The organism is Nonomuraea sp. NPDC049129, from assembly GCF_040648495.1.
Taxonomy (GTDB): domain Bacteria; phylum Actinomycetota; class Actinomycetes; order Streptosporangiales; family Streptosporangiaceae; genus Nonomuraea.
On the sequence record NZ_JBEZDU010000009.1, the window covers coordinates 193,458 to 205,769 of the forward strand.

At 68.9% G+C, this 12,312-nt stretch carries 11 protein-coding genes; 7 read left to right on the plus strand and 4 right to left on the minus strand.

The window, feature by feature from the left end; translation table 11 throughout:
* Window positions 1-368 precede the first annotated feature (368 nt).
* A complete protein-coding gene (gene uvrB / locus AB0B64_RS28675; protein ID WP_357946355.1) occupies window positions 369-2,477 on the minus strand; it encodes an excinuclease ABC subunit UvrB in 2,109 nt (702 codons plus the stop codon).
* A gap of 310 nt (window positions 2,478-2,787) precedes the next feature.
* Here uvrB and AB0B64_RS28680 point away from each other — a divergent pair, with 310 nt between their 5' ends.
* From AB0B64_RS28680 to AB0B64_RS28695, 4 genes are all read left to right on the plus strand, one after another.
* On the plus strand, window positions 2,788-3,330 hold the full coding sequence (locus AB0B64_RS28680) for a hypothetical protein (protein ID WP_358180951.1): 543 nt from the start codon (window positions 2,788-2,790) through the stop codon (window positions 3,328-3,330).
* A gap of 131 nt (window positions 3,331-3,461) precedes the next feature.
* Window positions 3,462-5,039, plus strand: a complete 1,578-nt coding sequence (locus AB0B64_RS28685; RefSeq protein WP_357945629.1) for an SPFH domain-containing protein — start codon at window positions 3,462-3,464, stop codon at window positions 5,037-5,039.
* Entirely contained in the window at window positions 5,036-6,265 is a 1,230-nt protein-coding gene (locus tag AB0B64_RS28690) for an SPFH domain-containing protein (RefSeq protein WP_357945627.1), read from the plus strand. The genes AB0B64_RS28685 and AB0B64_RS28690 overlap by 4 nt, the downstream gene beginning before the upstream one ends.
* Before the next feature lie 9 nt (window positions 6,266-6,274).
* Window positions 6,275-7,045: a sporulation protein gene (locus AB0B64_RS28695; protein ID WP_357945624.1), complete on the plus strand. Its 771-nt coding sequence runs from the start codon at window positions 6,275-6,277 to the stop codon at window positions 7,043-7,045.
* A gap of 44 nt (window positions 7,046-7,089) precedes the next feature.
* On the opposite strand, the gene AB0B64_RS28700 is transcribed toward AB0B64_RS28695, so the two are convergent.
* Window positions 7,090-7,965, minus strand: coding sequence for a PIG-L family deacetylase (locus tag AB0B64_RS28700; RefSeq protein ID WP_357945622.1), 876 nt, complete (start codon window positions 7,963-7,965; stop codon window positions 7,090-7,092).
* Window positions 7,966-8,153: 188 nt separating this feature from the next.
* Between AB0B64_RS28700 and AB0B64_RS28705 the strand changes: the two genes are divergently transcribed.
* Genes AB0B64_RS28705 through AB0B64_RS28715 form a run of 3 tightly spaced genes read left to right on the plus strand, consistent with a single transcriptional unit; the run spans window position 8,154 to window position 10,634 of the window.
* Window positions 8,154-9,194 carry a hypothetical protein gene (locus AB0B64_RS28705; RefSeq protein WP_357945619.1) on the plus strand — a complete coding sequence of 347 codons (1,041 nt, stop codon included), beginning with the start codon at window positions 8,154-8,156 and terminating at the stop codon, window positions 9,192-9,194.
* Window positions 9,191-9,808 carry a hypothetical protein gene (locus AB0B64_RS28710; RefSeq protein ID WP_358180954.1) on the plus strand — a complete coding sequence of 206 codons (618 nt, stop codon included), beginning with the start codon at window positions 9,191-9,193 and terminating at the stop codon, window positions 9,806-9,808. Before AB0B64_RS28705 ends, AB0B64_RS28710 begins: the two co-directional genes overlap by 4 nt.
* A gap of 10 nt (window positions 9,809-9,818) precedes the next feature.
* A complete protein-coding gene (locus AB0B64_RS28715; protein ID WP_357945615.1) occupies window positions 9,819-10,634 on the plus strand; it encodes an inositol monophosphatase family protein in 816 nt (271 codons plus the stop codon).
* Here the strand turns inward: AB0B64_RS28715 and AB0B64_RS28720 are convergent.
* Window positions 10,627-11,067, minus strand: a complete 441-nt coding sequence (locus AB0B64_RS28720) for a hypothetical protein (protein ID WP_358180957.1) — start codon at window positions 11,065-11,067, stop codon at window positions 10,627-10,629. The two genes, AB0B64_RS28715 and AB0B64_RS28720, sit on opposite strands and share 8 nt — an antisense overlap.
* Before the next feature lie 31 nt (window positions 11,068-11,098).
* Window positions 11,099-12,271 (minus strand): SLC13 family permease, encoded by a 1,173-nt coding sequence (locus AB0B64_RS28725; RefSeq protein ID WP_358180960.1) that lies wholly within the window; start codon window positions 12,269-12,271, stop codon window positions 11,099-11,101.
* Between the last annotated feature and the right edge of the window lie 41 nt (window positions 12,272-12,312).

Here is a 12,312-nt window from a genome sequence, read left to right on the forward strand (position 1 = left end):
CGCAGCGATGCTAAAGCCCACTCTCCGGCCCTCTGTCACAGCGGCCGCAAAGCCCGCTCTCCGGCCGCTGTCACAGCGCTGCGGCAGTGGGCTTGGGCCGGGGCCTGGCGGCACGAGTCGGTGCCTGTCTCGATCATGTTGCCGCCAAGATCAGTCCGATCAGCCGACCCGGCGAAGCATGCTTGAGAAGGCGGTCCGAGCGCAGCGAGGCCCTTCAGGGGGCGGGCGTCAGCCCGCCTGGGAGGACGTCCGGAGCGAAGCGGAGGCCCATTGTGGACGGGCGGGCATCAGACGGCCAACCACCGAATCGGGTGACGGGCGGGGAGAAAGTACGTCCGGAGCGAAGCGGACGCCCTTTCTCCGATCGGCTACTGGACCCCCGCCTCCCGCATGTCGCGCAGCTCCCGCTTGAGCTCCTTGATCTCGTCGCGTAGCCGAGCGGCCACCTCGAACTGCAGGTCGGCCGCCGACTGGTGCATCTGCTCGGTCAGCGACTCGATCAACGACTCCATCTGTGCCCGGGGCATCTCCCCCGCGATGGTCTTGGCGTGCTGCCCGGCCTGGCGGGCGGCGAACCCGGGCACGGGCGCCTTGCCGCGCGACTGCTGGCGACCGCCGCCGAGGAGGCGGTCGGTGTCGGCGTCCTCGCGCTGCAACGAGTCGAGGATGTCGGCGATCTTCTTGCGGAGTGGCTGCGGGTCGATGCCGTTGGCCTGGTTGTAGGCGATCTGCTTGGCCCGCCGCCGGTTGGTCTCGTCGATGGCCCGCTCCATCGACGGGGTGACCTTGTCGGCGTACATGTGGACCTGTCCAGAGACGTTACGGGCGGCCCGGCCGATGGTCTGGATCAGGGAGGTCTCCGAGCGGAGGAAGCCTTCCTTGTCGGCGTCGAGGATGGCCACCAGCGACACCTCGGGCAGGTCGAGGCCCTCGCGCAGGAGGTTGATGCCGACCAGCACGTCGTATTCGCCGGAGCGCAGCTCGCGCAGCAGCTCGATGCGGCGCAGCGTGTCGACCTCGCTGTGCAGGTAGCGGACCCGGATGCCCAGCTCGAGCAGGTAGTCGGTGAGGTCTTCCGACATCTTCTTGGTCAGCGTGGTGACCAGGACCCGCTCGTCGCGGTCGGCGCGCTCGCGGATCTCGTGGACCAGGTCGTCGATCTGCCCCTTGGTGGGCTTGACGATCACCTCGGGGTCGACCAGCCCGGTCGGCCGGATGACCTGCTCGACCACGTCGCCCTTGACCCGGCCCAGCTCGTAGGAGCCGGGCGTGGCCGACAGGTAGACGGTCTGGCCGATGCGCTCCAGGAACTCCTCCCACTTCAGCGGCCGGTTGTCGAGCGCCGACGGCAGGCGGAAGCCGTGGTCGACCAGGGTGCGCTTGCGGGAGGCGTCGCCCTCGTACATGGCGCCGATCTGCGGCACGGTCTGGTGGGACTCGTCGAGGACCAGCAGGAAGTCTTCCGGGAAGTAGTCGAGCAGCGTGTTGGGGGCGCTGCCCGCCTCGCGGCCGTCCATGTGGCGCGAGTAGTTTTCGATACCGGAGCAGGTGCCGATCTGGCGCATCATCTCGATGTCGTAGGTGGTGCGCATGCGCAGCCGCTGCGCCTCCAGCAGTTTGCCCTGCCGCTCCAGCTCCGACAGCCGCTCGGCCAGCTCCGCCTCGATGCCGTTGACGGCCATCGCCATCCGCGCCTCGCCGGCGACGTAGTGGGAGGCGGGGAAGATGTAGAGCTCCTCGTCCTCGGTGATGACCTCGCCGGTCAGCGGGTGCATGGTGGAGAGCTTCTCGATCTCGTCGCCGAACATCTCGATGCGTACGGCCAGCTCTTCGTACTTCGGGATGATCTCGATCGTGTCGCCGCGCACCCGGAAGGTGCCCCGCGTGAAGGCGAGGTCGTTGCGGGTGTACTGCATGTCGACCAGGCGGCGCAGCAGCTGGTCGCGGTCGACGTCCATGCCGACGCGGAGCCTGGCCATGCGGTCGACGTATTCCTGCGGCGTGCCCAGGCCGTAGATGCAGGACACGGAGGCCACCACGATCGTGTCGCGGCGGGTCAGCAGCGAGTTGGTCGCCGAGTGACGCAACCGCTCGACCTCGTCGTTGATCGAGGAGTCCTTCTCGATGTACGTGTCGCTCTGCGGGACGTACGCCTCAGGCTGGTAGTAATCGTAATAAGAGACGAAATATTCAACCGCGTTGTTGGGCAGCATCTCCCGCAGCTCGTTGGCGAACTGCGCGGCGAGCGTCTTGTTGGGCTGCATGACCAGCGCGGGCCGCTGCAGCCGCTCGATCAGCCAGGCGATCGAGGCCGTCTTGCCGGTGCCCGTGGCGCCCAGCAGGACGTTGTCCTTCTCCCCGGCCTTGACGCGGCGCTCCAGCTCGGCGATGGCCGTCGGCTGGTCGCCGGAGGGAGTCATCTCGGTGACGACCTCGAAGGGCGCCACCTTCCGCTGCAAATCAGTGACCGGTCGCATGATGCCACTGTAGGCGGCGCCACTGACAGAAACCGTCACCTGGTCAGAGGGACCGTTCAGAAGGCCTCCGTCAGGCGGACCGTTCGCCGATCCGTGGAAACGGGGTGGTGGAGAAATCGTCTGGTGGTGCACGCCCAGAGCGTCGGCGAGCTGCTTGCGGGTGACACCGCGTTCGGCGCGCGGCGACGCGATGCGGTTGTGGACGATCTCGCTCATCGCCGCCTGTCTTCTCAGCCGATGCGTTGCCGTGCTCGGTCACGGCGCAGGCGCGCTGTACGTGAAAACGCTTCCTCACTATGGTGATCTACTAATGAGGGGAATCATTGCGATATTTGCGGTCCTGCTGTTGACGGGGTGTTCGACGGAGGAGCCGAAGGACTGGCTGCTCAAGGATCCGAGCCGCTGGCCACTGGCGGCGTTGCCGGGTTCGGCGTCCAGGTCGGGGATGCCGGACGGGGCGGAGAAGGTGCTGGCACGGATCCAGGTCGCGAAGTACGACATGGTCCCCTGGATCCACAGCAAGGGCGTGTGCGGGCTCGCCGACCAGGGGTCCTCCAGCGTCACCTTCAACATGAGCCAAGATCTGACGAAGTCCGAGGGGAACGTCACCACAGCGGAGGCGGGTTTCGCGGGGCCCAAGGAACTCATGGCCGGAACCAGCTCGGAGAGCACGGTGACGCTGTGGTGCACCCCCACCCGGATGTTCGTCACCATCGACGCCAAGGACCTCGGAAAGGTGCGGATCTACGGGAACGCGGCGGCCAAGAAGACCCGCGGGAAGCTGACGGTCGTGGTCGGCACGCCGGAGGCGGTCAAGCAGTCACTCCCCGACGCGACCATGATCGGTCGCTAGCCCCGTTTCCGCATGTGAGCGCCGAGCACCTCACCCCCGCGCACGCCCTGGAGCGCACCTCCCCCTTGCAAGCGAATCGAAAGTGACACCCGATACGGTCGAATCCGCCCGTAGCGGAAGAGGAAGGTGCAATGTCACGACCCAGAGAGGCGTTGATCCAGGCAGGTCAGGGCATAGCCCAGGCGGTCGTTCAAGGCGGTGATGTCCGTCAAGCCGTCGGCCAGGCGGTGGACCAGGCGGGCCAGCTGGCCGGCCAGGTCCAGGTTCAGGGCTTCGCGCTCAACCCGTACGACTTCGCGGCGGCCCGTGACGGCGGCGTGTCGGTGGGCACGCTGATCGAGGCCCGGTCCGCGTCGCTGAACGAGGCCGGCGAGATCATCAACCGCAGCTTCGCCGAGAACGGCATGCACGTGATCTCGCCGGTGGTGATCCCCAAGGGGACCACCGCGAAGGTGGTCGTGCCGCTGGGCATCCTGGTGGTGCTCGGCCTGATCGGCGCGCTCGGCAACGTCATCCCCCGAACCGATGTGTTCTTCGGCCCGCACTACTGGGTGGTCCTGGTCCTGGCGGCCGCCTTCCTGTGGTGGCGGCGCAGCGTGGTGATGGTGCCCGAGGGCTGCAAGGCGCTGATCACCAAGTTCGGCAAGCTGGTGCAGATCGCCGACCCCGGCCGGGTGACGCTGTTCAACCCGTGGAAGCGGGTCAGCTACATCGTCAACACCACCCGTGAATACCCGTTCAACGCCCCCATCAGCGAGGCCCCCACGCAGCAGGGCGTCAAGGCGAGCGTCGACCTGTTCCTGCAGTTCAGGATCGAGAACCCGGCGGAGTTCATCTTCGTGCTCGGCTCGGTCAGCGGCTTCCAGTCCAAGCTGCAGAACGCCATCAGCGAGGTCACCCGCTCCCTCATCTACGCCCAGCGGGCCGAGGAGATCTACGACCTGGTGGGCGAGAGCACGCTGGGCATGCTGGACAACCTCAACCAGCAGTTCCTGCCCGCCGTACGCCTCACCGACGTCAACATCACGCACGCCGAGCCGTCCAGCCAGGAGTACCGGATGGACCTGGCCGCCCCCGAGATGGTGCGCGTCGCCAAGGAGGCCTACACCTACGAGTACGAGCTGCAGCTGCGCAAGGAGCAGAACGAGGGCGACCTGATCAAGGAGCTGGCCGGACTGCAGGAGACGCTGAGCGCGATCCAGGCGGAGATCGCCGGCTACCAGGCGCGCATGGACACGGCGCTGGAGCGGGCCTCCCACCAGGCCAAGGCGCAGGCCAGGCAGCGCCTGGTCGAGGCGGAGTCCTCCGCCAACGCCAACTCGGCGCTGCTGGAGGCGCAGGCGCTCGACATCAGGGCGCTCAGCGCGGCCGAGGCGCCGGAGATCCTCGACTACCGCTTCCAGCAGGACCTGCTGGACAAGCTGGAGTCGGTCGCGACCCGGCTGCCGCAGGTGGTGCAGGTGGGCGAGCACACCGACATCGACTTCCTGGCGCTGGCCCAGCAACTGGTCGGCGGCAAGGGGGCGGCGCTGTTCTCGGCCGAGGACATGGCCGCCATCCGGGGCCGGCTGGCCGAGATCGGCGAGCGCGTGGCGGGCAGGGAGGCGGAGATCACCGCACTGCTCAAGAAGGTCGCCGAAGAGGTGAGCGAGGCGCCCGAGCCCGCGCTCGCCGCCACGCTGCCGACCATCGAGGGTGAGGTCCGATGAGCCGCGAGTTCTCGAAGATCAAGGAGTCGCTGGCCTCCTGGTCCGACATCCGCCAGCTGCTGCGCGGCGGCGAGCAGGGCCAGCTCGTACCCGTCGTGATCCCCAAGGACAGGCGCGGCTTCGCCTGGATGGCCCTGGTCTTCATCGCCGTCTACTTCGCCGGGATGGCGGTGATGGGCAATCTCGTCGTGACGGCCTCGCTGGGCGCGCTGTTCTTCCTCGCCGTCGCGCTGGTGTGGATGTGGCGCCGGGCGATCATCGAGATCGAGGAGGGCACCACCGGCGTACGCAGCCGCTGGGGCGCCATCACCGGCACGCTCCCGCCGGGCCGCCACTACCTGTGGCTGCCGTGGGACCGGGTGGACGCGGTCGTCGACACCTCCACCGAGATCCCGTACTCGGCGCCGATCGTGGCCTGCCCGACGGCGGAGAACGTACCGCTGAAGTCGATCGAGTTCTTCCTCAAGTTCCGCATCGTGGACCCGGTCGCGTTCGTCCGCACGATCGGCGCGGGCAACTTCGACCTGGTGCTGTCGAGCGCCGTACAGGACGCGATCAGGCAGCGCAGCCGCAAGGTCAACACCGAGCGCGCGTACGACCTGCGCGGCTCCGACGTCGGCGACATGCAGGAGGCGCTCAACCGCCAGCTCGGCCGCTACGGGGTGCGCATCACCGGCGCCAACATCCCCGACGTGCAGCTGCCCGACCAGTACCAGCAGCACCTGGCCACCCGCGAGAAGGTGGCCAAGGAGTTGTCGGCCTACGAGCGCGAGTGGGAGCTGACCCGCAAGCGCCGCATCGATACCCTGCTCATGGAGATCGAGCGCTCCAAGAAGACCCGTGACGCCCGCGTGGTCGAGGTCAAGGCCGCGCACAACACCGCGCGCAAGGACGTGGCGCGCATGCTGGAAGAGCAGGAGACGGAGGCGCAGCGGGTGCGCTGGGAGATCGAGGCCCGCGGCCGCGCCGAGCTGACCGCGGCCGAGAACGAGGCCAAGGCCCTGCGCAGGCTGGCCGACTCCTACCGCGACAACCGGGCCGTGCTGCAGTACGAGCTGGCTCGCAGGCGCCTGGACGTGGGCGCCAAACTGGCGGAGAACGCCCCGCAGCCCCTGGTGGTCCGCACCCAGCAGGGATCCGGCGACTCCGCACTGTCGACCTTGCTCCTGGCCCAGTTGCTCCCCCGCTTCTCGGGCCATCACAACGGAGAGACCCCCGGGTCATAGGAGAACCCCATGGTGTTCCGCAAACTGATGGCCGCGTTCGGCGCGGGCGTCGAAGTAGACACGGTCCTGGCCGGCAGCGGTGTACGGCCCGGTGAGACGTTACGCGGAGTGGTGAACTTCCGCGGCGGCGGCGCCGACTACAAGGTCGAGGGCATCTACCTCGACCTGACCGCGGTGGTCGAGGTGGAGCGTGGCGACGAAGAGTACAAGACCACCTACGGCTTCCTGCGCCAGCAGGTAGCCGGGACCTTTCAGCTCACCGCCGGCGCGCAGCACAGCCAGCCGTTCGAGATCGTCATCCCCTGGGAGACGCCGATCAGCGCCATCGGCGGTCATCCGCTGCACGGCATGCGGCTGGGCGTGCAGACGGAGCTGGCGCTGGCCGGCGCGATGGACAAGGGCGACCTCGACCCGCTGTTCGTCAACCCGCTGCCCGCGCAGGAGCACGTCATCGCCGCGCTCGACCGTCTGGGCTTCGGCTTCAAGAAGGCCGACCTCGAACGCGGCACGCTGCGCGGCTCGACGATGCCGTTCTTCCAGGAGATCGAGTACTACGCGGGCGGGGAGTGGCGGCGGCACTTCAACGAGCTGGAGCTGACGTTCATCGCCGGGCCGCGGCAGATGGACGTCATCCTGGAGGCCGACAAGCGCGGCGGCTTCCTGACCTCCAGCCACGACGCCTACAACCGGTTCACGGTCCGCTACGACGACCCGGGCGGGGCCGACCAGGCGCTCCGGCACGCTCTGGAGCAGATGGCGCGCCGCCGCGGCTGGCTCTGAGCCCCAAGGGCGGCGTGGAGCGACAGCTCCACGCCGCCAAGGCGTCAGTGGCGATGGCCTGTGACCTTGTACATCCGGTCGTACCAGGCCCGGTAGTGCCAGCCGGACCTGGCCCGGTAGTCGTAGCGCCGGTAAACGTGGAAGATCTCTCGCTTGAGCTCCCGCATCCGCTGCGGCACGTTGGGCGCCCAGGTCGTCATCGGGTAGCCGCGGTAGGCCACCAGGCGTACCCGCCGATCCGCGGCAGCGGCGGCGGCGAAGCGGGCCGAGGCCACGTGGTCGGGGTGGTCGCAGAGGCGGCAGCGCGGCGGCGGGTCGGGGTCCAGGGTGCGGATCACGTTCGCCTGGTATCTGGCGTAGATGGCACGCAGCATCGCCACCACGTTCTCCCGGCTCACGCACCGCCGCTCGGCGGGGTCGAAGACGCGTACACAGCCCCGGCCGGCCCACAGCCGGGTCAGCGCGTCACGACCGCCGTCGGCGCGCGGGTCGCCACCGTCCGGCAGCCCGGCATAGATCAGGACCACCTTTGGCCGCTCGACCAGGGAGTCCACCTTGACGGGCAGTCCCCCGGCGGTGATCACCGTGCTGTGCCAGGCATCGCGCACCCCGGCCAGATGGGCGTACGCGGCGCGCAGGCCCTCTACGCGGTCCCGTGCGTACACGTACGGATCGTGATGGTCGTCCAGCCCCGCGGTGCCCTCGCCCGCGGTGAGGTAGACGGTCACGCTCGGCCGCTCCCCCAGCACCCCGCCGTAGAGGTCGGGGCTCATGAACAGCAGATCGTCGTCCGGATGGGCGACGACATGCACGAACCGCTCCCCCAGGACCAGCTCGTCGGACACCGTGGCGGCGATGGCCGGCGGCACGGGACACACCGTGTAGACGACCAGCGCCATCGCCAGAGAACCCGAGCGCAAGCTCGGTATTAACCCCTTCATCCCCACCCCCGTCCAGTAAGCGTAAAGATCTCGCGATCTCCACGCCCTACCTTTAAGGGGGATATGTCAGGTCATACTCAGGGAGGAGGTCTGCTCTTTCCGCGCACTTGGCGGGGTCGTTACCATGATTTCGGGAACTGACTGATCGTCGGATGCGGGGCAATGCGATGGCACGGTTCACGGCGGCGCTGAAGCGGATCGCCCCATGGGCGGCGCAGAACGCCGACGGCGCGATCGCACTCGGTCTGGCCATTGTAGTCGGCGTGCTCGGGATCATGCCGGACGGCATCTTCGGCAAGGAAGGCGACAAGGTCCAGGATCAGCTGGTCAGCGCGGCGACCCTGGTGATCCTGGCGCTGGTGGCCACCGCGCTGCTGCGCGACCGGGTGCGTCAGGCGCCGTTGGAGGAGACCGTCACCTCCGGCGCGCTCGCCCAGCTGCCCGTGCGGCTGGCCCGGCTCGAGGCGATCGAGGACCTGGTCACCGGCACGCGGCGGGCTCTCGACTCGCTCCAGCTGGTCAGGGTGCTCGGCAGCAGGCAGGAGATCGCGCAAGCGCACGCCGACGCCCGCAAGGACACCACGCGGTGGAGCTTCAAGGGCGGCACCGGCACCTACCTGCGCGCGATCACGCTGCCCGAGTGCGTGGCGGCGGCCAGGAAGGTCAAGCGCCACCTCACGGTCAGGGTCGAGATCATCGACCCGGCCAACGTCGAGGTGTGCGAGACCTACGCCCACTACCGCCGCTCCCTGTCCGACGCGCCCGACGGCACCGGAGAGACCTGGACGGCCGACCGGGTCAGGAAGGAGTCGTACGCGACCATCCTGGCCGCCTTCTGGCACCGCCAGCGCTACGGGCTGCTCGACATCGGCATCGGCCTGTCCTCCACGATGACGACCTTCCGCTGGGACCTGTCGGCCACCCGCCTGATCATGACGGTCGAGGACCCCAACCGGGCGATGACCGCGCTGGCCGACACCTTCTACTACGAGAACTGCGACACCGAGCTGCGGCTCAGCTTCGAGCAGGCCCGGCTGGTGCCGCTGGAGATGTACAAGAAGGTGCCGTTGAGCGACGAGCCCACGGTCGAGGAGGTGCAGGAGCTGTTCACCCGGATCTCGATCCCCTTGCCCAGGTCCTACGACGACCGCGACGTCGTCGACATCGCCCGCAAGGCGCTGCGCGCCAGGAATCCGTACGACGCATGAGCCGTAACGGTGTCTACCAGCAGCTCGCCCGGGGACAGGCGCGGCCGTGGGCGCTGGCGGCGCTGTCGGGCACCGGCATCAGGGCCGTACGCCACCCGCTCGGCTTCGTCTGCCTGCCGCTGGAGCGTGACGGCGGCGAGGGGGTATGTCTTCATCTGTGGTCGGCCAGGTTCACGCACGCGCAGAGCACCACGTCGGGCATCCACTGCCACAGCTGGGACCTGCTCAGCCATGTGCTCTACGGGCAGGTGCGCAACGTGCACGCGGTGGTCACCGACGCGGTACGCGACCCGACCCACCGGGTGTTCGAGGTGGTCAGCGGCGCCGACGGCGACCGCATCACGCCCACCCGCCGGACCGTACGACAGGAGACGGGGCTGGTGGAGGAGTTCGGCCCCGGCGACACCTACACGCTGGCGGCCGGCCGCTTCCACAGCAGCGTCGTGCCGGCGGGCGGCGAGGCGGCCACGATCGCGCTCGGCCGCGGCCGGCCGGGCAGCCGCGACCTGTCGCTGGGCCCGCTCGGCACCGGCGACCACCACGTGTCCAGGCAACCGCTCGACGACGAGGAGACGGCGCTCGCCGTCCGCCTGATAGCCGCCCACCTGAGCTGAGGGGCCCCGAATGGATCTGGATCACGCTCGCGCGGTCGCCGTCACCGCCGCCGAGGCCGCGGGCGAACTACTCGTGTCCGGCACCCGCGGCGTGCTCGGCACCCGGCCCAAGGGCGGTTCGGGCGACGTCGTCACCGAGCTCGACCTGGCCTCGGAGAAGCTGCTGGTCGAACACATCCTCACCGCATTCCCGGCGCACTCCGTCATCGCCGAGGAGTCGGGCCTGCTCGGCGCCGCCGACGGCGAGTGGACGTGGCTGATCGACCCGCTCGACGGCACCAACAACGTGGTGATCGGCCTGCCCGCCTATGTCGTCGGCCTGGCCCTGTGCCGCTCGGGACGTCCCCTGCTGGGCGTGGTGCACGACCCGGTCTCGGCCCAGACCTGGTCGGCGATCCGCGGCCGCGGCGCGATCACGTCCTCCGGCGTACGGCTGGCGCCGCCGCACAACCCCTCACCGCACGGCCCGCTGCTGGCGTGGACCCAGGGCTACTCGGTGTCCAGGGGTGACGCGACCGTACGGGCCATCAAGTACGCCCTGGAGCTGAGTGCCCGTCGGATGCTGCAGCTGTGGGCCCCGCTGCTGGCGTGGGCGATGCTGGCCAGGGGCGACATCGACGGTATCGTCGGCTACCGGGCCGAGGCGGTGGACCTGCCCGCGGGCGCGCTCCTCGCGCAGGAGGCGGGCATCGAGATCCGGGCACTCGACGGCGGGCCGTTCGAGGAGGGGATCGACGGCACGCCCGACGACCGCAGCTTCGTCGCCACCCACCCGAGCGCCATGCCCGGCCTCCTCGAGGTGCTCCGCACCCGCGCCGCTACTTGACCTTGTACTTGCACAGGCCCGTGCCGGAGGCGACCTTCTTCCCGTCCACAATGATGCGGCAGGGAGCCGGCTTGAGCTGACCGCTCGCGTCCTTGACCGAGCCCGACACGACGGACACCAGGCGACCCACGCGCTGCTCGGCGCCGGTGAGCTCGATCGTGGCGGTCCGCGACCAGGGCAGGGTGGCGTTGTTCTCCGTGCCGTCCTCGTCGGCCATGTACATGATCGGCTGCATGGCCTTGCCCTTGCCCAGCACCTCCAGCTTGATCGTGCGCGTCGCGGCGGCGGGCGGCGCGGCACTGGGCGACTCGGCGGGCGGCGCGGCGGTGGCGGACGGGGGCGTCGAGGGCTGGGCCTGTGGGGACTCCTGGGCGCCGCAACCGGCGAGCATCGCAGCAAGACCGAAATATGCCAACAAACGGTAGATAGTCATGAACCGTATTGTCCCCGATCCTGACGAGCGGTCAGCCGAATGTGACAAGGGCCCACACGCTGGCGAGCAGACCGACGATCGCCAGCCCCGTGCCGGTGGCCAGGAAGCGGCGCATCGGTACGGGCACGTCGTGACGGCGGCACGACTCGAACCAGAGCAGCGTCGCCAGTGACGCCCACGGCGTGACGACCGGCCCCACGTTGGTGCCGACCAGCAGGGCCAGCAACCGGTCCTGGTCGCTCGACGGGATGACCTCGGCGATGGCCTGGAAGGCGGGCAGGTTGTTGATCAGGTTGGACAGCCCGGCACCCACCGCCGCCGTCCGGTAGGGGTCGCCTTCGGCGCCGATCATCCAGCGCATCAGGTCGGCCAGGCCGTAGCGGCTGAGGGTGGGCACCACCAGGAACAGGCCCGTCACGAAGATGAGCAGCTGCCAGGGGATCAGGCTCCAGGTCAGCCGGGCGCGGTCGCGTACGACGAAGGCCACCACGACGACCAGCGCCGCCACCGAGGCGGCCACGCCGACCTGAACCTTGACCAGCAGCGCGCCGATGAACAGTAAGCAGCCCGCGGCCGCGGCGGCGAACAGCACGCGGTCGGCGACCGGCTCCAGCAAGGGCGGCGTGTAGCGCAGGTCGCGACGCTGGCCCCGGCGCCAGAAGAAGACCCACAGGAAGGCCATCGTCACGGCGATCGAGACGATCTGCGGCACCCACATCCGCCCGGCGAACTGCTGCGTGTCGAGCGCGATCTTGTTGATGCCGAGCAGGTTCGTCAGGTTGGAGACGGGGAGCAGGAGGCTGGCGCTATTGGCCAGCCAGATCGTGGTCATAGCCAGGGGCAGGGCGGCGATGCGCGCCCTGGGAGCCAGCGCCAGCATGACCGGGGTGAGCAGCACCGCGGTCGTATCGAGATTCAGAAATATCGTAATAAATGAGGCGAAGGCTGTGCACAGGAAGAAGAGCGCGACGTAGTTGCCCCGTCCCAAGACCGCCATCCGCGCCGCGATGGCGTCGAAGACCTGGGCCTCCTTGGTCAGCTCCGCCAGCACGATGATGCCCACCAGGAAGACGAGCAACGGCCCGATCTCATCCAGGCTGTCCACGGCTTCGCGCCACGGCAGCAGCCCGGTCGCCACGAAGACGAGGCCGAGCCCGAGCAACCCGACCCTGATCCAGTCGAGCACACCAAGACGTAGCCACACCCGTCGATGATCGCACAGCTGAAAATCGCCGGTCCCACAGG